The sequence below is a fragment of the Bradyrhizobium sp. Ken51 genome (genome assembly GCF_055807435.1).
In genome coordinates this window covers 57,319-77,773 of record NZ_JBVVPB010000024.1, presented here as the reverse complement: position 1 = coordinate 77,773, position 20,455 = coordinate 57,319, and the positions used below count along the sequence as shown (strand labels likewise).

Annotated in this window: 20 protein-coding genes; 6 read left to right on the top strand and 14 right to left on the bottom strand. The window is 63.9% G+C overall.

The window, feature by feature from the left end; translation table 11 throughout:
* Positions 1-16: 16 nt before the first annotated feature.
* The gene (locus AC0L27_RS30690; RefSeq protein ID WP_354209147.1) at positions 17-493 is read left to right on the top strand and encodes a nuclear transport factor 2 family protein; all 477 of its coding nucleotides are present in this window, start codon (positions 17-19) and stop codon (positions 491-493) included.
* 139 nt (positions 494-632) lie between these two features.
* Here AC0L27_RS30690 and AC0L27_RS30685 read toward each other — a convergent pair whose 3' ends face one another.
* From AC0L27_RS30685 to AC0L27_RS30650, 8 genes are all read right to left on the bottom strand, one after another.
* A complete protein-coding gene (locus AC0L27_RS30685) occupies positions 633-824 on the bottom strand; it encodes a hypothetical protein (RefSeq protein WP_008137732.1) in 192 nt (63 codons plus the stop codon).
* 222 nt (positions 825-1,046) lie between these two features.
* A complete protein-coding gene (locus AC0L27_RS30680; protein WP_247372636.1) occupies positions 1,047-1,457 on the bottom strand; it encodes an acyl-CoA thioesterase in 411 nt (136 codons plus the stop codon).
* A gap of 50 nt (positions 1,458-1,507) precedes the next feature.
* Positions 1,508-3,604, bottom strand: coding sequence for a 3-hydroxyacyl-CoA dehydrogenase NAD-binding domain-containing protein (locus AC0L27_RS30675; RefSeq protein WP_354209149.1), 2,097 nt, complete (start codon positions 3,602-3,604; stop codon positions 1,508-1,510).
* A 2-nt stretch (positions 3,605-3,606) separates the two neighbouring features.
* Positions 3,607-4,890, bottom strand: a complete 1,284-nt coding sequence (locus AC0L27_RS30670; RefSeq protein ID WP_354209150.1) for an acetyl-CoA C-acetyltransferase — start codon at positions 4,888-4,890, stop codon at positions 3,607-3,609.
* Positions 4,890-7,157 (bottom strand): acyl-CoA dehydrogenase, encoded by a 2,268-nt coding sequence (locus AC0L27_RS30665; protein WP_354256354.1) that lies wholly within the window; start codon positions 7,155-7,157, stop codon positions 4,890-4,892. Before AC0L27_RS30665 ends, AC0L27_RS30670 begins: the two co-directional genes overlap by 1 nt.
* A 168-nt stretch (positions 7,158-7,325) precedes the next feature.
* Positions 7,326-7,949 carry a flavin reductase family protein gene (locus AC0L27_RS30660; RefSeq protein WP_027516354.1) on the bottom strand — a complete coding sequence of 208 codons (624 nt, stop codon included), beginning with the start codon at positions 7,947-7,949 and terminating at the stop codon, positions 7,326-7,328.
* A gap of 135 nt (positions 7,950-8,084) precedes the next feature.
* Positions 8,085-8,684, bottom strand: a complete 600-nt coding sequence (locus AC0L27_RS30655; RefSeq protein WP_027516353.1) for a TetR/AcrR family transcriptional regulator — start codon at positions 8,682-8,684, stop codon at positions 8,085-8,087.
* 35 nt (positions 8,685-8,719) lie between these two features.
* Positions 8,720-11,857 (bottom strand): efflux RND transporter permease subunit, encoded by a 3,138-nt coding sequence (locus tag AC0L27_RS30650; RefSeq protein WP_275171470.1) that lies wholly within the window; start codon positions 11,855-11,857, stop codon positions 8,720-8,722.
* On the opposite strand from AC0L27_RS30650, the gene AC0L27_RS30645 reads away from it, so the two are divergent.
* Positions 11,844-12,050, top strand: coding sequence for a hypothetical protein (locus AC0L27_RS30645; protein WP_354209152.1), 207 nt, complete (start codon positions 11,844-11,846; stop codon positions 12,048-12,050). The genes AC0L27_RS30650 and AC0L27_RS30645 overlap by 14 nt on opposite strands.
* Here the strand turns inward: AC0L27_RS30645 and AC0L27_RS30640 are convergent.
* Positions 12,036-13,142: an efflux RND transporter periplasmic adaptor subunit gene (locus AC0L27_RS30640; RefSeq protein ID WP_354209153.1), complete on the bottom strand. Its 1,107-nt coding sequence runs from the start codon at positions 13,140-13,142 to the stop codon at positions 12,036-12,038. The two genes, AC0L27_RS30645 and AC0L27_RS30640, sit on opposite strands and share 15 nt — an antisense overlap.
* 202 nt (positions 13,143-13,344) lie before the next feature.
* Between AC0L27_RS30640 and AC0L27_RS30635 the strand changes: the two genes are divergently transcribed.
* Positions 13,345-13,584, top strand: a complete 240-nt coding sequence (locus AC0L27_RS30635) for an antitoxin MazE family protein (protein WP_354209154.1) — start codon at positions 13,345-13,347, stop codon at positions 13,582-13,584.
* Positions 13,581-13,934, top strand: coding sequence for a type II toxin-antitoxin system PemK/MazF family toxin (locus AC0L27_RS30630; RefSeq protein WP_354209155.1), 354 nt, complete (start codon positions 13,581-13,583; stop codon positions 13,932-13,934). The genes AC0L27_RS30635 and AC0L27_RS30630 overlap by 4 nt, the downstream gene beginning before the upstream one ends.
* 12 nt (positions 13,935-13,946) lie before the next feature.
* Here the strand turns inward: AC0L27_RS30630 and AC0L27_RS30625 are convergent, their stop codons facing one another.
* A complete protein-coding gene (locus AC0L27_RS30625; protein ID WP_354209156.1) occupies positions 13,947-15,278 on the bottom strand; it encodes an MFS transporter in 1,332 nt (443 codons plus the stop codon).
* A 79-nt stretch (positions 15,279-15,357) separates the two neighbouring features.
* Between AC0L27_RS30625 and AC0L27_RS30620 the strand changes: the two genes are divergently transcribed.
* On the top strand, positions 15,358-15,786 hold the full coding sequence (locus tag AC0L27_RS30620; protein WP_354209187.1) for a ribosomal maturation YjgA family protein: 429 nt from the start codon (positions 15,358-15,360) through the stop codon (positions 15,784-15,786).
* A 92-nt stretch (positions 15,787-15,878) separates the two neighbouring features.
* Here the strand turns inward: AC0L27_RS30620 and AC0L27_RS30615 are convergent, their stop codons facing one another.
* The 3 genes from AC0L27_RS30615 to AC0L27_RS30605 all read right to left on the bottom strand — a co-directional run bounded on the left by AC0L27_RS30615 (position 15,879) and on the right by AC0L27_RS30605 (position 17,774).
* A complete protein-coding gene (locus tag AC0L27_RS30615; RefSeq protein ID WP_354209158.1) occupies positions 15,879-17,042 on the bottom strand; it encodes a winged helix-turn-helix domain-containing protein in 1,164 nt (387 codons plus the stop codon).
* A gap of 116 nt (positions 17,043-17,158) precedes the next feature.
* A complete protein-coding gene (locus AC0L27_RS30610) occupies positions 17,159-17,407 on the bottom strand; it encodes a hypothetical protein (protein WP_354209188.1) in 249 nt (82 codons plus the stop codon).
* 121 nt (positions 17,408-17,528) lie between these two features.
* Positions 17,529-17,774: a hypothetical protein gene (locus AC0L27_RS30605; protein ID WP_354209189.1), complete on the bottom strand. Its 246-nt coding sequence runs from the start codon at positions 17,772-17,774 to the stop codon at positions 17,529-17,531.
* Between the two features lie 506 nt (positions 17,775-18,280).
* On the opposite strand from AC0L27_RS30605, the gene AC0L27_RS30600 reads away from it, so the two are divergent.
* Positions 18,281-18,922: an OmpA family protein gene (locus AC0L27_RS30600; RefSeq protein WP_354209159.1), complete on the top strand. Its 642-nt coding sequence runs from the start codon at positions 18,281-18,283 to the stop codon at positions 18,920-18,922.
* A 55-nt stretch (positions 18,923-18,977) separates the two neighbouring features.
* Here AC0L27_RS30600 and AC0L27_RS30595 read toward each other — a convergent pair whose 3' ends face one another.
* A complete protein-coding gene (locus tag AC0L27_RS30595) occupies positions 18,978-20,408 on the bottom strand; it encodes a glycosyltransferase family 39 protein (protein WP_354209160.1) in 1,431 nt (476 codons plus the stop codon).
* Between the last annotated feature and the right edge of the window lie 47 nt (positions 20,409-20,455).

Genomic DNA, 20,455 nt, shown 5'->3' with positions numbered 1-20,455 from the left:
CAAAAAGGAGGAAACGATGACGATCAACCGACGCGATCTGGCTCTCTCGACTCTTGCCGTGCCAGCTCTTGCCGTCTCCACTCTTGCAGTCTCAGCGCTCACGACACCGGTGCTGGCAGCCTCGGCGGACGAGGAAGCCGTGGCGAAAAAGGTCGAGGCGTTCCGTCTCGCCCAGATCGCGGCCGATCCCAAGGCGCTCGGCGCGCTCTGCGCCGACGAGGTGAGCTACAGCCATTCCAGCGGCAAGGTCGAGGACAAGGCGACCTTCGTCACCAACGCCACCGACGGCAAATCCAAATTCCTGTCGATCGAGTACAAGGACCCGACCATCAAGGTCGTCGGCCCCGCCGCGATCGTGCGTTTCCACTGGGTGGCGGAACAGGAGATGGCGGCCGATGGGAAAAAAGTGCCTACCAACCTTCACATCCTGATGAACTGGCAGAAGCAGGGCGACGACTGGAAGCTGCTCTCACGGGCGGCGACGAAGTTGTGATTGACGGTGTCATTCCGGGACGCGCCGAAAGGCGCGGGCCCGGAATTCGTTCGTCGACATTCTCTGCGGCAAAACGGATTCTCAGATGCGCAATTGCGCATCGTAGCTCGCGCTACGCGCCCCGGAATGACAGCTGCGCTTACGCCGCTTCCTTCACATCACCGTTAACCAGCTTGCGCGCGGCGCGCTCGGCTTCGCGGGCGTTGCGGAAGAGCTGGCCTTCGAGACGGTTGAATTGGTGGGACGAGGCGAAGAAGCAATAGCCGCCCTGGCCACGAACAACGATTCCCGCGGTCTCTGAATTAACTTCGATGATGTAGCTGTCCGGCATGGCCCGTAGATTCCTCAGTGCGGGCAAATAACGGCAGCTCTGCCCAAAGGTTCCTAGGGCATATGAGGCCGTTTCCACCCCGAATCGACAGGCAACTGAGTACGCCGGGACCTCATCCGTTTTATGACTGGTTCTTGGCAAAGCCGCGGCGTCGTGACTCAGTCGCGCCGCGTTTGGCGGTGCCGCACGCATCAGACAGATGAGGCGCAACGCCGCGCGCGATTACGTCGCGATCGCGGTGTCGGTCGGGCGAACCGGCTGCGGGCGGCCGTGCTCGTCGATCGAGACGTAGGTGAAATTGCCGTCGGTGACGAGGAACGGTTGCTGCTCGCCGCGGCGTAGCGCCCACGCTTCCAGATGCACGGTGATGGAGGTACGCCCGACGCGGACGAGGTGGGCGTGAACCGACACGAGATCGCCGACATAGACAGCCTTGCGGAAATTCATCGCCTCGATGGCGACGGTCACCGTGCGCGACTTCGCGACCTTTGACGCAAACACGCCGCCGCCGACGTCCATCTGGCTGAGCAGCCAGCCGCCGAAGATGTCGCCGTTTGCGTTGGTGTCGGCAGGCATCGCCAGCGTGCGGATGCAGAGATCGCCGCCCGGCCCGGCATTGGCTTGTTCGTTCATGCCTCTCTCACTCGAAGATTGCTCACTTGAAATCGCTCACTTGAAACTGCTCACTTGAAATTATCCCAGCCCGGATCCGGTGCAAAGCGTTCGCCGAATCTGCCGGCCAGCGCGCGCAGAGTGGATACGACGTGATCCACGCCACGCGTGCGCGCATAGTTCAACGGGCCGCCACGGAACGGTGCATAACCGGTGCCGAAGATCATGGCGCCATCGACCATGTCGGCATCATCGACGATACCCTCGCGAAGCGCCGCAACGCAGACGTTGGACATCGGCAGCACCAGGCGGTCGATCATCTGGTCGGTGACGCGCGGACCGGTCTCGGGTAACGGCGCCTTCTCGGCCTTGCCGTCGCGCCAGACGTAAAAGCCCTTGCCGGTCTTGCGGCCGAGTTCGCCCTTCGCAACCTTCTCGCGCAGCCAGGCCGGGGTCGGCGGCAGCAGATCGCCGAACTTGGTGCGCAGCATGTCGCCGACATCGAGACAAATGTCGAGCCCGACCTGGTCGGCCAGTTCGATCGGCCCCATCGGCATGCCGAACTGCTCCGCGGCAGCGTCGATCAGGCGCTGGTCGATCTTCTCGTCCAGCATCACCATCGCTTCCAGCATGTAGGGCGTCAGCGCGCGGTTGACTAAGAAGCCCGGCGAGCTCCTCACCGATAAAGGCAGCCGATCGATCGCGCCGACGAAGGCGAGTGCCTGCTTCAGCACCTGCGCATCGTTGCCGTCATGGCTGACGACTTCGACCAGTTGCAACCGCGACACCGGGTTGAAAAAGTGAAGGCCGACCAGCCGCTCCGGCCGCGCCAGCGTGGTGCGCAAATCCTGGAGCGGAATGCTCGACGTGTTGGTCGCGAGAATCGCGCCCGGCTTCATCCGCGGCTCGAGAGCGGCATAGACCTTCTGCTTGAGCTCGAGCTTCTCCGGGACCGCCTCGATGATGAGATCGGCGTTGCGGGCGCCCTCCCCGGTCACGTCGGGGATCAGGCGATCGAGCGCGTCGCGCACCTCGGTCGGCTTGCGGATGATCTTGCCATAGAGCTCGGCGGCGCGCTTGACCGCGCCCGCAATCGGCTCCGCCTTCATGTCGGCGAGCGAGACGCGCAGCCCCTGCCCCGCGCACCAGGCCGCGATGTCGCCGCCCATGGCGCCGGCGCCAATGACATGGACATGCTTGATCGTGTTGCCGGAGCCTGCCGCCTTCTTCATCTGCTCGCGCAGGAAGAACACGCGGATCAAATTCTGCGCAGTCGGCGTCACCATCAGCTTGGCGAACGAGGCCTGCTCTGCCTTGAGCATCGCGGCCTTGCGGCCGTCATGGGTCTCCCAGAGATCGATCAAGGCATAGGGCGCCGGATAATGCTCGCGGGACGCGGCCTTCGCGGCCTCCGAGCGCATGCGCCTGGCCAGCAGCCCGCGCACCGGGCCGAAATTGGCTGCGCGCGTGAGCATCCCCGGCCGTACCCGCTTTAGCCGGCCAAACAGTGCGTCCTTCACCGCATTGCGAACGTGGCGCTCCTGCGTCACGGTGTCGACGAGGCCGAGCGATTTGGCGCGGCGGGCATCGATAGTGCGGCCGGTCAGCATCAGGGCCATCGACTGGGTCGGATTGACCAGCGCGGTGAAGCGCGCGGTGCCGCCGAGACCGGGATGTAGCCCCAGCATCACCTCAGGGAAGCCGAAGCGGGCGCCGTCGATGGCGATGCGCGACTGGCAGGCCAGCGCGACTTCGAGCCCGCCGCCGAGGCAGAAGCCATGGATCACCGCGACCGTCGGCAGCTTCAGCGCTTCCAGATGGTCGACCACCGCATGGGCCGCGCGGATCCGCGTCTCCACCATCCCGGCATCACTGGCGCCGCGAAATTCGTTGACGTCGGCGCCAGCGATGAAGCCGGACGGCTTTGCGGAGCGGATCACGAGGCCGGCAGGGCGCTCGGTCTCGATCGCCGCCAGCACGGCGTCGAACTCCTCCATCACGTCCGAGGACAGCGTGTTGGCGCTGGCGTCAGTGCGGTCGAACAGCAGCCAGGCGGCGCCGTCGGCGTCGCGCGTCAGCTTGAAGTGCTTGTAGGGACTATAGGCAGCGGGCTTGGGCCCGAGCTCCAGCACGCGATCGCCGAGCGCGGTCATGATCCTGGAATCCATGGTCACACCGCCTCGATCAGCATGGCGCCGCCGAGCCCGCCGCCGATGCATTCGGTGGCAACGCCGCGCCGCGTGCCGAGCCGCTTCATGGTGTTGACGAGATGCAGCACGATGCGATTGCCGGAGGTGCCGACGGGATGCCCGAGCGAGATGGCGCCGCCATCGACATTGAGTTTTTCGCGGTCGATCTCACCGGCAGCGCCGTCCAGCCCCAAAATCTCGCGGCAGAACTTGTCGTCATTCCAGGCGGCGAGGCAGCCGAGCACCTGGGTGGCAAAGGCCTCGTTCAGCTCCCAGGTCTGGACGTCCTGGATGGTGAGATCGTTGCGCTTCAGCAGCGGCGTCGCAGACATCACGGGACCGAGACCCATGATGCTTGGATCAAGTGCGGCCCAGTTGCTGTCGACGATGACGGCCTTCGGCGTCAGACCGTGCCTGGCGACCGCTTCGTCGGACGCCAGGATCACCCAGGACGCGCCGTCGGTGATCTGAGAGGAATTGCCGGCAGTGACCTGGCCCCAGGGACGCTCGAACACCGGCCTCAGTTTTGCCAGCGACTCGGCCGTCGAGTCCGGACGCACGCCATCGTCATGGTCGAAGAATTTTCCGTCGCGGGAGAACGCCGTTTCGACTTCGCCCTTGAGAAAACCTTCCGCCTGCGCATGCGCGAGCCGGCGATGGCTCTCGGCGGCATAGGCATCGGACTGCGCGCGGGTGATGCCGAAGAGATGGCCGACGACTTCGGCCGTCTGGCCCATGTTCAGGTCGGTAATGGGATCGGTCAGCCCGCGCTCCAGGCCGATGATCGGTTTGAGATAGCGCGGCCGCAGCTTGAAGGCGGCAGCGAGCTTCGCGGCGACGCCCTTGGCGGTGGCAAGGCCGGCGAACCAGCGCACGCCGGAATTGGGCCAGACCAGCGGCGCGTGGCTAAGCGCCTCGGTGCCGCCGGCGAGAATCATGTCGGCATGGCCCTCGCGGATGTAGCGGTAGGCGGTGTCGATCGACTGCATGCCCGAGCCGCAATTGATCTGCACGGTGAAGGCGACCATGTCCTCGCCCATACCGAGCCGGAGCGCGGCGACGCGGGCCGGGTTCATTTCGTCCGCGATCACGTTGACGCAGCCGAGGATGACCTGGTCGAAGGTATCAGGCGGAAACGGCTGACGTGCCAACAGCGGCCGGCCGCATTGCACGGCGAGGTCGACCGGCGTGAACGGCCCCGGCCCCGAACGCGCCTTCAAAAACGGCGTCCGGCTGCCGTCGACGATGAAAACCGGTCGTGCCATCAGCTCGCCGCCCTCTGTTCACCGAGTTCCTGGAAGAACTGATGCACGTCGCCGGTTTTCTTGTAAATCGGCGACAGCGCCTCCGGCGCAAAATCGTCGACCTCGATCACTTCAGTGACGGCTTCGCGGGCCGCGGCCAGCTGCTCGCCTTCGGCCTGCGTGATCACACCCTTGGCCACCGCATCCTTCCAGTCGCTCATATGCGCCGCGCGCATTCGCCTGGCGATGGCGTCCGTACCTGCGACCAGGTTGAACGCACGCTCCAGCCGGGCGAAGCCGCCATCGTCGTCGACATAAGCGAGGTCGGGCGTGAGGCGGTCGCGCGCGGCCGACGGCTCCAGCACCAAGCTCGCGCATTGATGCACAACCCGGTCCGAGGGACCCAGCACGCGGGCGCCGAATGGCTGGACCACGAATTTGAGGATGCCTGCGACGAAGCGGTTCGGCAGATTGGCGAGAATCTCCGCAAGCCGGTTCTCGATGGTCCGAAAGCCCGTCGCCATGCACCATTCGAGCGCGGCAAAGTCCTCCTTCTGCCGGCCCTCGTCCTCCCAGCGTTTGAGCGCGGCCGAGAGCAGGTACAGCTCGGACAGGATGTCGCCGAAGCGCGCCGACAGCATCTCCTTGCGCTTGAGCGCGCCGCCGAGCGTCAGCAGCGCCATATCGGCGCAGAGGGCAAACGCAGCGGAGTAGCGCGAGAGCTGACGATAGAATGGCCTGGCGTCACCTGCATCCGGGGCAAGCGCGAAGATGCCAAAGCTCCAGCTCCGGCCGAACGCGCGCAAGAGTGTCTCGAAGCTGTGGCCGACATGCTTCCAGAACACCTTGTCGAAGGCAGTGAGCCCGCGCTCGCGATCGGCATCCGCGAGCGCATTCATCTCGTCGAGCAAATACGGATGGGCGCGGATGGCGCCCTGTCCGAACACGATGAGATTGCGGGTGAGGATATTGGCGCCCTCGACGGTGATGCCGACAGGTACGGCACGGTGGAGATTGCCGAGATAGTTTTGCGGACCGTCGATCACGGCCTTGCCGCCATGGATGTCCATGGCGTCATCGACCGCGGTGCGCATCCGCTCGGTCGCGTGCAGCTTCATGATGCCGGAGATAACGGCCGGATGGATGCCGGCATTCAGCGCGGCGCAGGTCAGCCGGCGGGCCGCATCGAGCTGATAGGCGGTCGCGACGATGCGGGCGAGCGGCTCCTCGATGCCTTCGAATTTGGAGATGGAAATGCCGAACTGCTCGCGGATGCGGGCATAGGCGCCGGTGGTGCGGGCGGCATAGGCGGCGCCGGCGGCGGAGAGCGACGGCAACGAGATGCCGCGGCCGGCGGCGAGCGCCGTCATCAGCATCTTCCAGCCCTGCCCCAGCCGCGCCTGGCCGCCGATGACGTAGTCGAGCGGAATGAAGACGTCGCGGCCCCAATTCGGGCCGTTCTGGAACACCTGCATCGACGGCAGATGGCGTTTGCCGATTTCGACGCCGGGAAGGTTGGTCGGGATCAGCGCCACGCTGATGCCGAGCTCTTCCTGGCTTCCCACCAGATGATCGGGGTCGTAGGCCTTGAAGGCGAGGCCAAGCAGCGTCGCGACCGGACCGAGCGTGATGTAGCGCTTGTGCCAGTTGAGTTTCAGACCTAGCACCTCCTGGCCCTCGAAGGTGCCCTTGCAGATGATGCCGGTGTCAACCATCGAGGCGGCATCAGAGCCGGCCTCGGGGCTGGTGAGGCCGAAGCAGGGAATGTCGCGGCCGTCGGCAAGACGCGGCAGCCAGCGCTGCTGCTGCTCCTTGGTGCCGAAGTGCATCAGGAGTTCGCCAGGGCCTAACGAGTTCGGCACCATCACCGTCACCGCGGCGGCAATCGAGCGGGTCGAGATCTTGCGCACCACTTCCGAGTGCGCATAAGGCGAGAAGCCGAGGCCGCCGAACTCCTTCGGAATGATCATGCCGAAGAATTTTTCGCGCTTGATGAAGTGCCAGACATCGGGCGGCAGGTCGAGCCATTCCCAAAAGATCTTCCACTCGTCGAGCATGGCGCAGAGCTCATCGACGGGGCCGTTGAGGAAGGCCTGCTCCTCTTCAGTCAGCGTTGCCTGTTTGACCTTCAGCAGCTTCGACCAATCAGGGTTGCCGGTAAAGAGATCGGCGTCCCACCAGACGTCGCCGGCCTCCAGCGCCTCACGCTCGGTGTCCGACATCGCCGGCAGCACGCCGCGTGCCCAGGAGAAGATCGGCTTTGTCAGGCTGTCGCGGCGGAAGCTCATGGCGGACCTCATGCATCGGCGCGGTGATCGGGCATTTTAGCGGAAAGTGGCCGGCGGCGGTGAACACTTCACCTGCGAAAAGACGCGAATTGACGCGGCCGGGCAGCCGCCCAGGGCCATAACGGCCGAGGCGTGGTGGCAGTTCCGGGAGTACGGAGGTCGGCCGATCTAATCCGGCCGCACCATCTCGAACATATTTTCCGGCTTGATCTCGAAATAATCACCGCTGCGGCCGGCGCGGACGATCGGGCGGGCGGCGGCGGTCTGGTAGACGCCGTCCTTGATCATAGCCTTGTCGATGTGAACGGCAACGACCTCGCCGAGCGTCAGCCAGGCATTGGCCTCCTTGCCGTCGGCGCCCTTGAGCCGGACGATGTCGGACACCTTGCACTCGAAGGCGACGGGACTCTCGCCGACGCGCGGCACGTTGACGAGCCTGCCGGGCACAGCGGTGAGGCCGGCGACCTCGAACTCGTCAACCTCAGGGCCAACGTGCGCCGCCGTCGCGTTCATGTGCCTCGCCAGGTCCATGGTGGCGAGATTCCAGACGAACTCACCGGTCTGCTGGATGTTCTCGACCGTGTCCTTCCAGTTGGTGGAGGAGAAGCCGATGATCGGGGGGACATAGCAGAACGCGTTGAAGAAGCTGTAGGGGGCGAGATTGACGTGGCCTTTGGTGTCGCGCGACGAAATCCAGCCGATCGGCCGCGGCGCGACGATGGCGTTGAAGGGATCGTGCTTGAGGCCGTGGCCCTTGGCGGGCTCGTAAAAGTGCAGGTCTTTGTCGGTCACGCGCTTGCTTCTCCACTGCCCGTCGTTCCGTGGCGGTCCGCAGGACCGAACCCGGAATCTCGAGATTCCGGGTTCGCGCTTTGCGCGCCCCGGAACGACGGCAGATCCGCTTATAGGGGGAAATTCCTGGGCGCGTCAGTGCCGCGGGGACAATCCCGCGATGACGAAATCGATCATCTGGTCGATGGTCGGGCCCGGCTTGGTAGCGCACTGGGCGATCATCTGGGGGTGGAAAAAGCGCATCATCGCCGTGCAGGCGCACAGCGCGGCCAGTTGCAGGTCCGGCGCCTCGAACTCGCCGGAGGCCACGCCTTGCGCGATCATCTGGCCGATGACTCCGGCAATGCATTCCATGTGGTTGACGCAGACGTCCCAGTCCTCCTGCATCGCGATCTCGACCATCTCGTGCAGCTTATTGTCGCCGACATAGCGCTCGGTGTTCATGCGATGGATGGTGGTGAGCAGCTCACGGAAGCGCGGCAGCACCGGACCGGGCCTCGCCACGATCCGCTGCGCTTCCAGCTCGACCTCGCCCATCAGCGAGCGGGCCACCGCCTGATGAATCGCCTTCTTCGATTCGAAGAAACGATAGACGTTGGCGGGGCTCATCTTGAGCTCCTTGGCGATGTCGCCGACCGTGGTCTTGAGATAGCCGATCTGGCGGAACAGCCGCTCAGCCACCTCGAGAATACGATCCCGGGTGTCGCCTTCGATATGTTCCGAAACCAGTGTCATCTGTCAGGACTCGTCAATCAGCAGTTTATCTTCACTTATTCAGCCGCCTCAGCAAGCGGAATTGCGTGCTGGTCATCGCTCCCATGCTGCGGCGCGGCAGGCTGCTCAGGCGTGCCCGCCTCATCCAGGCTCTTGCGGAACCAGAGGGCGTAGAGGCCCGGCAGGTACAGCAGCGTGAGGAAGGTCGCAACGAACAATCCGCCCATGATGGTGATGGCCATCGGCCCCCAGAACGCCGAGCGCGACAGCGGGATCATGGCGAGGATGGCGGCGAGCGCCGTCAGCACCACCGGGCGGGCCCGGCGGACGGTGGCCTCGACGATCGCCTCGCGGCGGGTCAGGCCGTGCGAGACGTCGGTCTCGATCTGATCGACCAGGATCACGGCGTTGCGCATGATCATGCCGGCGAGCGCGATCAGGCCGAGCAGCGCCACGAAGCCGAACGGGGCGTTGGCGATGTTGAGCCCGAAGGAGGCGCCGACAATGCCGAGCGGCGCGGTGAGGAACACCAGGATCAGGCGCGAGAAGCTCTGCAGCTGGAACATCAGCAGCGTCAGCATCACCATGACCATCAGCGGGAAGAGAATGAAGATCGAGGCGTTGCCCTTGGCGGATTCCTCGAACGCGCCGCCCGCCTCGATGCGGTAGGCCGGCTCGAGATTGTCCTTGATCGCCTTCAGCTTCGGCGCGATCTGGCCGGTGACGTCGGGCGCCTGCACGCCGTCGACGACGTCGGAGCGCACGGTGATCGCCATGTCGCGGTTACGCCGCCACATGATCGGCTCCTCGTGGGCATACTCGATCTTGGCGATCTGCTGCAGCGGCACGGCAACGCCGTTGCGCGAGGTGATGGTGAGATCGCCGACTGCGCCGAGGTCGAGCCGCTCGGACGACACGGCGCGCGCGACCACGCCGACCTTCTCGATGCCGTCGCGCACGGTCGTCACCTGTGAGCCCGAGATCAGCATCGACAGCGCCTGCGACACGTCCTGCGGGGTCAGGCCCATGGCGCGGGCGCGGTCCTGGTCGACGACGAGCTTGAGGTAAGGCGACTGCTCGTTCCAGTCGAGCTGGACGTCCTTGACGCTCTTGTTCTGCCGCATGACGTCGCGGACCTGGTAGGCGATCTCGCGCACCTTGTTGGCGTCGGGGCCGATGACGCGGAACTGCACGGGAAAACCAACGGGGGGACCGAAATTGAAGCGGTCGACGCGCACGCGGGCCTCGTTGAGCGCGCCGTCGGCGACGGCGTTTTCAAGCTTGGCCTTGATGCGTTCGCGCGCCTCGACGCCCTTTGCGACGATGACGATTTCGGCAAAAGCCTCGTTCGGAAGCTGCGGATTGAGGCCGAGCCAGAAGCGCGGCGAGCCCTGCCCGACATAGGCCGTGTAGGTCTCGATGTCCTTGTCGTCCTTGAGCATGGTCTCGGCCTTCTTCACCGCCTTTTCCGTGACGTTGAAGGCGGTGCCCTCGGGCAGGCGAAGCTGCAGGAACAGCTCGGGCCGCTCGGACAGCGGAAAGAACTGCTGCTGGACGTGGCCGAAGCCGACGATCGAGGCGATGAAGACGCCGACGGTCGCGGCCACCACGGTGATGCGGTGGTTGACGCACCACTGCACGATGGCGCGCAGGCCCCGATACATGCGGGTCTCGTAGACCGCGTGCGGATCGTGATTGTGGTGCACCTTGATGTTGGGCAGCAGCATGACGCCGATATAGGGCGTGAAGATCACCGCCACGAACCAGGACGCGACCAGCGCGATCGCCACGATCCAGAAGATGCTGCCCGCATATTCGCCGACCGCGGAATTGGCAAAGCCGATGGGGAGGAAGCCAGCGGCCGTGACCAGCGTTCCCGTGAGCATCGGAAACGCAGTGGATTCCCAGGCAAAGGACGCCGCACGCATGCGGTCCCAGCCTTGCTCCATTTTCACCACCATCATCTCGACCGCGATGATGGCGTCATCCACCAGCAGGCCGAGCGCGATGATCAGCGCACCGAGCGTGATGCGGTGCAGGTCGAGCGACATCGTGTTCATGACGACGAAGACGATGCCGAGCACCAGGGGCACCGACAGCGCGACCACGATGCCGGTGCGCCAGCCGAGTGCCAGGAACGACACGAACAGCACGATGACGAGGGCTTCCATGAAGGAGTGCACGAACTCGCTGACGGCGTGCTCGACCACCTTAGGCTGGTCGGCGATCAGCTTGATGTCGACGCCCTGCGGCACCGCCTTCATGAATTCAGCCGTCGCCTTCTCGACCTCCTTGCCGAGATCGAGGATGTTGGCGCCCTTGGCGGTGACGACGCCGATGCCGATCGCGGCCTTGCCTTCCTGGCGCACGATGAAGCTCGGCGGGTCGACATAGCCATGGGTGACGGTGGCGATGTCGCCGAGACGGAACACGCGGCCGTTGCTCTCGACCGGGGTTTCGGCGACGGCCTTGGCGCCGTCAAGCGCACCGGTCACGCGCAGCGGCACGCGCTGCGACGAGGTCTCGACCGTACCGGCCGGAGTCACATTGTTCTGCTTGGCGAGCGAATCGAACAGCGCCTGCGGCGTGATGCCGAGCGTGGCGAGCTTGGCATGGCTGAACTCGACGAAGATGCGCTCATCCTGGTTGCCGTAGACGTCGACCTTGGTCACGCCCGGCACCTTCAGGAGGCGCTGACGGAAACCCTCAGAGACCTTCTTGAGCTGGGCGTAGTCGGCGCCGTCGCCGGTCATCATGTAGAGGATGGAATCGACGTCGGAGAACTCGTCGTTGACGACGGGTCCCAAAATCCCCGAGGGCAGCTGGCCCTGCACGTCGGCCAGCTTCTTGCGCAACAGATAAAAGAGATACGGCACGTCCTTCGGCGGCGTGGAATCGCGGAAGGTCACCTGGAGCGCGGTGAAGCCCGGCTTGGAATAAGTCTGGACCTTCTCGAAGTAAGGCAGCTCCTGGATCTTCTTCTCGATGGGATCGGCGACCTGCGCCTGCATTTCCTGCGCGGTCGCGCCCGGCCACAGCACGGAGACGTTGACCACCTTCACCGTGAAGAAGGGATCCTCGGCGCGGCCGAGCTTCTGATAGGAGAAGAACCCGGCCACGCCGAGAATGAGCATCAGGAACAGGATCAGCGTCGGATGGCTGACGGCCCAGGCCGAAAGATTGAAGCGCTTCATCGCACTCTCCAAAGAGATCCGTTTGCAAAAAACGACAGCCACTCTGTTCAACGCGTCGTCGCGAGGCAGCGAAGCAATCCAGGGGGCTGGGCAGGTTCTGGATCGCTTCGCCGCTTCAGCCAAAGCATTTGCGCTTGGGCCGAAACTCACCTCACACGACGTAACTCGTAAACGAGACTTAAAAGGACAGTGACGAGACGATCCGCACCCTCTGGCCCGGATCGAGCTTCTGAACGCCGAGGGCGACAATCTTGGCGCCCTCTTCGACACCGCCGGTGATGACGACGTCGTTGCTCTCATAGGACTTCACCGCGACCGGCTTCAGCGTGACCGCGCCGTTGTCGTCGACGACGTAGAAGGACGGCTTGCCGCCTTCGTTGAACAGTGCCGACAGCGGCAGCCGCGCGACGCGCTCGGTTGCGGCGTCCGACAAGGTCAGCGTCGCGGTCATGCCGAGCGAGACTTTGTCGTCGGCCTCGGGTAGCGAGAACTTTGCGAGATAGGTGCGCGTGGCAGGATCCGCGGTGGGCGCGATCTCGCGCAGCTTGGCCGTATATTTCTTGCCCGGCTCCGACCAAAGAGTGACGCTGGCGGCGCCCGATTTGGCACGTCCGACCAGCGTCTCAGGGATCGCGACGACCGCTTCCTTCTCGGCAAAGCGGGCGACACGGATCGAGGTCTGGCCCGCGGAGACCACCTGGCCAGGCTCGATCAGCGTTGCGGTGACGACGCCACGGGCGTCGGCGTTGAGCGTCGCGTAGGAAAGGGAATTCTTGGTCAGCTCGACCGAGCGCTCAGCCCGGTTCAGGCGGGCGCGGGCCTCGTCGGCGGCGGCGCGGCTCGAATCCAGCTGCGCGTCGGTGGTCCAGCCCTTGGCCTTCAAATCCTTGGCGCGCTGCTCGGCGGCGGCGGCCTGAGCCAGCACGCCGGTCGCAGCGGTCTGCTCCGCGACGGCCTGCTCGGCCTGGAGCTTCAAGTCGACTTCATCGAGTGTGGCGAGCGGCTGACCGATCTCTACCGTCTGGCCGACCTCGACGAGACGCTTGGCAACCTTGCCGGCCACCCGAAAGCCCAGATCGCTCTCGATCCGCGGCCTGATGGTGCCGACGAAGCTGCGCTCGGGCTTTTCGGCATCGTAGTGGGCGGTGGCGACGAGAACCGGCCGCGGCGGCTCGGCCTTTTCAGCGACGGTGTCATTGCACCCAGCGAGAGCGGCAGCCATCAACGCCAGCGAAACACCGGCGAAGAGCTTGGAATAGCTGGACAAAACAGTTCGGACGAACATCGGAGGACACTCCCTCGGCTGCAATGAGAGGAATGTCGACTAATCACTGATAAAAGTCAATAATCGTCAGTCATCAGGAAAGCGTGATCGTTAAGGGGTGGTAAGGATTTTTCAGAGGGTTGGCTCTGGGCTGCAATGGTCGCGGTGGCTGGCGCGAACCCACTATCTGCTATAAGTTACATGTAACGATACGGAGGGACATATGACCTCTTCCTCGAAGCGCGAGTCCTCAAAGTCAAAGCCTTCACGCGTCAAGGTGCGAGAGCATCGCGAGCGCCTGCGTGCGCAAGGGCTCCGGCCAATCCAGATTTGGGTTCCGGATGTTCGCTCCGCGTCCTTCAAAGCGGAAGCTCATCGTCAGTCGCTGGCGGTCGCGACGAGCGCTCAAGAACATGACGATCAGGCCTTCATCAACTCCGTCTCGATCCTGATTGACGAATGAAGCGCGGCGAGATCTGGACACTGGCCGGCGGCAAAGACTACGCGGGAAAGCCGCGTCCTGTAGTCATCGTGCAGGATGACAGCTTTAACATCACGAACTCAGTCACCGTCTGCGCCTTAACGACCAACCAGACCGAAGCGCCCCTGTTTCGCCTGCCTATCAATCAAACGGAACGCAATGGTCTGCGGGTACCCTCCCGCCTGATGGTGGACAAGATCGCTACCGTACCGAAAGCCAAGATCGGGAGTCTGGTCGGACGCCTCGATGACGAGGATGTGCTACGACTCAATCGCGCAATCGTCGTCTTTTTGGGATTGGCTGGTTCACCGAGGACAGCCGACCGGGAATGACGAACTAGTCGATCACAGCCCCTGCTCGACAAACTCGTGCTTGCTGTCGTGGCCGCCGATGAAGACCAGGATGCCGGCGATCAACGGCAGCACCGCGAGCACGAGCAGTCCGGTCGAGGTCTGGCCGGTGGCTTCCTTGACCCAGCCGATCAGATACGGCCCACCGAAGCCGGCGAGATTGCCGATCGAGTTGATCAAGGCGATGGCGCCGGCCGCCGCCGTGCCGGACAGCCAGGCGGTCGGCAAGGTCCAGAACACGCCGAAGCAGCAGAACACGCCGATCGCGGCGACCGTCAGCACGATCATCGTCAGGGTGGGGTCGGTGAGATAGCTGGAGACGCCGAGCGCGACGGCGGTGAGCAGCAACGGCGCGCCGACATGCATCACGCGCTCGCGCGTGGCATCGGAATGCCGCGCCCACAGGATCATCGCGATAGTGCCGAACAAATACGGGATCGCGGTGACGAAGCCGGTCTGGGCGTTGGTGAGGCCGAACGCCTTGACGATCTGCGGCAGCCAGAACTGCATGCCGTACAGCGCGCCGACGAAGCCGAAATAGACCAGGGCGAGCATGATCACCTTCGGTGAGGTCAGCGCTTCACTGAGCGACAAATGCTTCACCGCCTGCTTGGCCGCGATCTCGGCATCGAGCTTGGTCTTAAGCCACGCCTTCTGATCGGCCGAGAGCCAATCCGCCTTCTCCGGCCTGTCGGTGAGATAGAACCAGGTGACGATGCCGAGCAGCACCGAGGGAATGCCCTCGATGATGAACAGCCACTGCCAGCCCTTCAGGCCCATGGCGCCGTCGAGCCCGAGCAGCAGGCCCGAGACCGGTGCGCCGATCACGGTGGAGACCGGCACGGCGATGGCGAAGGCCGCGAGGAAGCGGGCGCGATATTCGGCCGGATACCAATAGGTGAGATAGAGGATGATGCCGGGGAAGAAGCCGGCCTCGGCGACGCCGAGCAGGAAGCGCAGCACGTAGAAGCTCGTGACGCCGCTCGTGAGCGCCATCAGCGCCGAGATGATGCCCCAGGTCACCATGATGCGGGCGATCCAGCGGCTGGCGCCGAACTTCTCCAGCGCCAGATTGCTCGGCACCTCGAAGATGAAATAGCCGATGAAGAAGATGCCGGCGCCCCAGGAGAAGATCAGCGGCGTGAATTTCAGCTCGGCATTCATGGTCAGCGCGGCGAAGCCGAGATTGACGCGGTCGAGATAGGAGAAGAAGTAGGCCAGCACCAGGAACGGGATCAGGCGCCACGAGATGGCGCGGATCGTCGAGGTCTCGATTTCCGACTTGGCTGCGCCGGTCGAACCGGCATAGGTCGTAGTCTGGTTCATGGCTTCCCCCGGGGTTGTTGCTTTTATGGGCTGATGCGGGGTTTTGAGGATCGCCGCGAAAGAGTCAATGGAGCAAGCAATGCATCAGGCGCAACCGGTCAAACCCATTGCGCCGCTTCGGACATCGCTGATCCGCGCCGGGCTGGCGCTGGTCGTGATCGCATGTGGATTGTCGTTGCGCTGGTACGGCTTTCCGCTCGGGCTCCCCGCCTTCGTGGTGAAGTATGGCGGCTCGCTGCTATGGGCGACCATGGTGTTTCTGCTGGTCGGGGTTTTACTGCCACGGCTGTCACGGACACAGATCGCAGCGATCGCAATGGCGATCGCGGTCGCTGTTGAGTTTTCCCGGCTCGTCCATACGCCATGGCTCGATGCGTTCCGGCTAACGACGGCCGGTGCGCTGCTGCTGGGGCGCATCTTCTCGCCGTGGAACTTGCTGGCTTATGCGGCCGGGATCGCGTTCGGCGTTTGGATTGATCGGCTCGCCAAGGTGCGTAGGGTGGGTTAGCGCAGCGTAACCCACCACTGTTTGTCTCCGCGGAAGTGAAAGAGGTGGATTACGCTTCGCTAATCCACCCTACAGACCGACGAGGGCGCATCTCACTCCGCCAATTGAAACTTCTCAAAACGATCGAGTTCCTCCTCGATCTTCCGTTTCAGCTCCTTGCGCCGCACGGTCTTCTTCCCCTCGCCGACCCAGGTCCATTTCTGCATCAACAGCTTCTTCGCCTGGCGGTCGGTCTTCAGATCGAGCGCGGCGACGATCTCATCGCCGACCAGTACGGGCAGCGCGAAATAGCCGAGCTTGCGTTTGGCCTTCGGCACATAGGCCTCGAACAAATGGTTGTAGCCGAAAATGAGATTGGTGCGCTTGCGCTGGATGATCAGCGGATCGAACGGCGAGAGGATGTGGACGAGATCCGGCGGCGCGCGCTCGCCGGGCTCGAGCACAGCCGGCGGTGCCCAGTGCGCCTGCTTGCCGGCCCCGTCGATGGCGACAGGCACGAGCTCGCCACGGCGGACGCGCGAGGCGATCAGCGCAGCCACCGCCGTCTTGCGCGGCGCGTCGAGATGGCAGACCGAATCGAGGCTCACGACACCTTGCGATCGCAGCGCGCGATCGAGCAGATAGGCCGTAATGTCCTTTGCCGACGCGGGCTTCGGCAGCTTGTCCCAGCCGAAATGGCGCGTCATCAGCTCATAGGTCTTGAGCATGCCCTGGCGCTCGCTGACGGTCACGGCACCCGTATAGAAGGCGAGCTGCAACGCGCGCTTCGAGGGTTTTCGGCTTTGCCAGAGATGCTCCTTCTCGGTGAGCACGTCGTCCTCGATGTCGCGGATCGTCAGCGGGCCGGCGCGCACCAGCCGCATCACCTTGCGCATGTCGGCAGGCTTCACCGAGGCGAACCATTTGTGCCCCTCACGCCGGTGCTCGCGCATCGCGGGCAGGAAGAAGCGGAAGTCACCGGCCGGCACATAAGAGAGCGCATGCGTCCAATATTCAAAGACGCTCTGGTCGATGCTCTGGGCGTGGCGCAGGTCGGCGCGGCGGTAGGACGGGATCCGGCTAAACAGGATGTGGTGATGGCAGCGCTCGATCACGTTGATGGTGTCGATCTGCACATAGCCGAGATGGGCGACCGCGTCGGCGACGGCTTGCGCGCCGTCACCGAACGGCGCGCGCTCGTCTAGCCGCTGGGCATGAAGCCAGATTTGCCGGGCCTGTGTCGTGGTGAGTGGAATTGGTTTGGGCGCGCGGGACATTGCGGAATGCAGTGTAGCGGGATTCGCATCCAGGCAAGAAGCCGATCCAGGAGCGGACAAGGAAAAACCGCGCTGCCATCTGCTGACAGCGCGGTCGGGAGGTGCGCTACCCGTGCCTACTTCATCGACATCGCCTTCTGCGCCTTCATGTAATGCATGCAGGCGCTTTTCATCTTGCCGTTGCTCATGTCGGTGTTGGCCATGGCCATTTCCTTGTTCATGGCCGTCTTGGCCGGCGTATCCGCCGTGCCGCCCATCATGGCGGCGGACTTCATCATATTATCGCTGGTGCACGCCATCATGGCGGCCGATGCAGGGCAAACGGCGAACGCGACCAAAGCGGCTGCTGTGAGCAAGATTTTCATCGAAAAGTCTCCTCCGTAAGACGAAACCGGCGTCATGCCGGCCTTCGCAATTACGTATTTCTCTGGCGAAGACGTTTCGTGGAGAAGACAATTTTCTTGCTGCGGTGCGAAGGCGGACAGCTCAGCGGCCAGCTTTCGGGGCTTTGGACCGCTCGCCAACGCTGCCTGTTGCGACATCGGGTTCGCACGAGGCCTTGCCGCGCTCCTCCGCCTGGCAGCGATAGACGCTACCGGTGAGACGATCGACCAGCCACATGTTCTCGTCGGTCGGCCCTCCAAGCCCGACATAGCGGGAGGTCAGTCCCGTGATCAGCGTCGACAGCAGGATCGCCACCGCGATCATCGCCGCGCCGATGTAGATGGGCATGGAGTTCAGGGACACGGTCCGATCCGGCGGGCCACTGCGATAGAACTGGTAATCACTTGGCCTCGGCACTGGATGGAACTCGGCTCCCTTCGTTGCGCTTGTCGGAGGCTCCGCCCTAGGCGTCCATCTGGCCGAAAAATTGTCCGCAGACAGGCCATCAGGCGACGGCTTTGCGACGATCGGTCAGCGCAGGTTTCCCTGAGTGAACCAGGCCCCGCCCCCGAGCGGCACCTAGGCGCGGTGATCCTCAGTGATGCGGATCACGACAGGACTGCGACGGCTCGAACGCTCGCCGGGCAGCGTGCAACCACTCTCTTCACGCGTTAGCGTCCGTCCTCGGAGTGGACCGCGGGTCGGCCCTCCGTGAGCCCGAAACCGCTTGAAATTCGCTGCCGTGGCCCCGGAAGCCCGGCTTCCCCCGTGACCAAGATCACACCAAGGCTTTTGAACCTGCCCTATGCTTGCAGCATCAAATAGCCATCAGGCGTCACAACGAGGATACGACAATGACTAGTTTCAATAAGTCTTTTGCACTGAAGGCGATGACCCTCTCGACGGTTCTGTCGATGACGGCCGGCCTGGCCATGGCCGGCGACGGCAATGTCTCTACCAACCAGATCCTGGATGCATTGAAGCCGAAGCCGGCGACCCGCGGCCTGTCCGCAGGCCCGCAGGTCGATCCGGCGGTGCAGGCCAAGGAATCGACGTTCCTGAACACCGTGCGCAACCGCTCGACGCGGTCGCTGTCGACGGGCGAGCGCGAGCAGATTGCCGAGCTCGCCGCGACCAAGCCGAAGATCGATCTGGAGATCCAGTTCGACTACAACTCGGCCGACATCGCCAAGACGTCGGTGCCGTCGGTGCAGGCGCTCGGCAAGGCGCTGTCTGATCCCTCGCTGAAGGGCTCGACCTTCGTGGTCGCCGGCCACACCGACGCGGTTGGCACGGAGGGATACAATCAGGGGCTCTCCGAGCGGCGGGCCGACACCATCAAGAAGTACCTGGTGCAGAACTACGGCCTCACCGGCACCGATCTCGTCACCGTCGGCTACGGCAAGACCAAGCTGAAAGACACCGCCAACGGCGCCGACCCGATCAACCGCCGCGTCCAGGTTGTGAACATGGACACCCAGACCGCGTCGAAGTAATTCTCGGTCACGCCAATAAAGACGCCGCCTGCCGTTCCCCCGGCAGGCGGCGATATCATATCCAGCCTTGGAAGAGCATCAGCCGGTTGAAGGTCTGCATCGTCGTGCCGACGAAGGCCGCCGAGATCGGCAGCATGGCGGCAAAGCCTGCCGCCGCGAGCGCGACATAGGCCCACAACAGCCAGCGTGGCAGACCGCCCCGGCGCAGCACGTAGACCAGCGCGAGCGACGCCACGGTCGCAGCCGGCAGATAGTAATAGATGAAGGCGAGCGTACGAGGCAGCAACGCCCAGGCAAGCCAGCACCCGAAATAGAAGACCGCGATCAGGAACGCATCCCAGCGACGCGCAACGACGAAGTCGCGCAGCACGACGGCGAGCGCGGGCAGCGCCGGCCACAGCACCAGGGGATTACCGAGGAAGACGATCGCGGAGACATTGTCGTCCGCAGTCTTGTCGAACAGGAACCACACCGGGCGCGCGAGCAGCGGCCATGACGGCCAGGGGCTCATATACGTGTGGCCGGCGATGGCAGTGGTGGTGTTGTCGGCGAAGATCCGGCGTTGCGCCTCGACCAGATCCTGCAGCGACACGCCGTAGAGCGGGACGAAGGCCGCAAGATATGTCATCGCGGGCAGGACGGTGAAGCAGAGCACGACATGATGTAATCTGAAATCGAGCCAGAGATCGGGTCGGTACCAATCCCCCGGCTTCGCGTCGGCAAACAGAGTGCGCCAGCCCTGCATCAGGCGGATCACCCCGACGATGACGATGCAGATTCCGAGCGGAAACAGGCCGCTCCATTTGCAGGCCGCAGCACAGCCGAACAGGCTGCCGGCAGCCGCGAACAATGCGTGGGGGCGATCCTTTCGAAAGCCGTGCATGAAGGCGGCAATCGCGAGCAGGCCGAAGCCGAGTGCAAAAATGTCGAGCATCGCGACGCGCGCCTGCACGTACAGCATCTGGTTGCAGCCGGCGATCAGCGCGGCGGCGATCGCAGGCCCTTGCGCGGCGAACAGCGCGAGGCCGCACAGATAGATCGCGACGATCGCGAGCGCGCCGAACAACGTCGAGGGATAGCGCCAGCCCAGCGCGGTGTCGCCGAAGGCCGCAATCGAAAGCGCGATCAGCTCTTTCGCCAATGGCGGATGCATCGGATTGAGCATCGGTTGCGACACCGCTGGTGCCAGCATCTGCCGCGCCGCCGGCACATAGTGCACTTCGTCGAAGACGAACTTCTCCGGCGTCGTCAGGCCGATCAGCAGTGCGAGATGCGCGAACAGGAAAATCGCGACAGCAATCACTGCGCTCCGCGACACCTTCGGAACCGCGGGCAAGTCAAGTTGCGCTTGTGGAGATGTTTTGCGTGGCAAATTTGCGTCACCGCGGAGAATAATAGAGATCGCGGTTTTCATTGAACGCATTCTGCCGCAACTGTCACTAAGCATAACGCAGGTCCCGCGGCGCTTGTGATAATTCCGCCACATCGCAAGCGCGCGTGATCCGGTACGATCAGGGACACATCGATCGGTTG

Excerpts from the sequence above, each read along its gene's own strand:
- AC0L27_RS30690 (WP_354209147.1), top strand. The coding sequence starts at position 17 with ATGACGATCAACCGACGCGATCTGGCTCTCTCGACTCTTGCCGTGCCA.
- AC0L27_RS30685 (WP_008137732.1), bottom strand. The coding sequence starts at position 824 with ATGCCGGACAGCTACATCATCGAAGTTAATTCAGAGACCGCGGGAATC.
- AC0L27_RS30680 (WP_247372636.1), bottom strand. The coding sequence starts at position 1,457 with ATGAACGAACAAGCCAATGCCGGGCCGGGCGGCGATCTCTGCATCCGC.
- AC0L27_RS30675 (WP_354209149.1), bottom strand. The coding sequence starts at position 3,604 with ATGGATTCCAGGATCATGACCGCGCTCGGCGATCGCGTGCTGGAGCTC.
- AC0L27_RS30670 (WP_354209150.1), bottom strand. The coding sequence starts at position 4,890 with ATGGCACGACCGGTTTTCATCGTCGACGGCAGCCGGACGCCGTTTTTG.
- AC0L27_RS30665 (WP_354256354.1), bottom strand. The coding sequence starts at position 7,157 with ATGAGCTTCCGCCGCGACAGCCTGACAAAGCCGATCTTCTCCTGGGCA.
- AC0L27_RS30655 (WP_027516353.1), bottom strand. The coding sequence starts at position 8,684 with ATGACACTGGTTTCGGAACATATCGAAGGCGACACCCGGGATCGTATT.
- AC0L27_RS30650 (WP_275171470.1), bottom strand. The coding sequence starts at position 11,857 with ATGAAGCGCTTCAATCTTTCGGCCTGGGCCGTCAGCCATCCGACGCTG.
- AC0L27_RS30640 (WP_354209153.1), bottom strand. The coding sequence starts at position 13,142 with ATGTTCGTCCGAACTGTTTTGTCCAGCTATTCCAAGCTCTTCGCCGGT.
- AC0L27_RS30635 (WP_354209154.1), top strand. The coding sequence starts at position 13,345 with ATGACCTCTTCCTCGAAGCGCGAGTCCTCAAAGTCAAAGCCTTCACGC.
- AC0L27_RS30630 (WP_354209155.1), top strand. The coding sequence starts at position 13,581 with ATGAAGCGCGGCGAGATCTGGACACTGGCCGGCGGCAAAGACTACGCG.
- AC0L27_RS30625 (WP_354209156.1), bottom strand. The coding sequence starts at position 15,278 with ATGAACCAGACTACGACCTATGCCGGTTCGACCGGCGCAGCCAAGTCG.
- AC0L27_RS30620 (WP_354209187.1), top strand. The coding sequence starts at position 15,358 with ATGCATCAGGCGCAACCGGTCAAACCCATTGCGCCGCTTCGGACATCG.
- AC0L27_RS30615 (WP_354209158.1), bottom strand. The coding sequence starts at position 17,042 with ATGTCCCGCGCGCCCAAACCAATTCCACTCACCACGACACAGGCCCGG.
- AC0L27_RS30610 (WP_354209188.1), bottom strand. The coding sequence starts at position 17,407 with ATGAAAATCTTGCTCACAGCAGCCGCTTTGGTCGCGTTCGCCGTTTGC.
- AC0L27_RS30605 (WP_354209189.1), bottom strand. The coding sequence starts at position 17,774 with ATGCCCATCTACATCGGCGCGGCGATGATCGCGGTGGCGATCCTGCTG.
- AC0L27_RS30600 (WP_354209159.1), top strand. The coding sequence starts at position 18,281 with ATGACTAGTTTCAATAAGTCTTTTGCACTGAAGGCGATGACCCTCTCG.
- AC0L27_RS30595 (WP_354209160.1), bottom strand. The coding sequence starts at position 20,408 with ATGTGGCGGAATTATCACAAGCGCCGCGGGACCTGCGTTATGCTTAGT.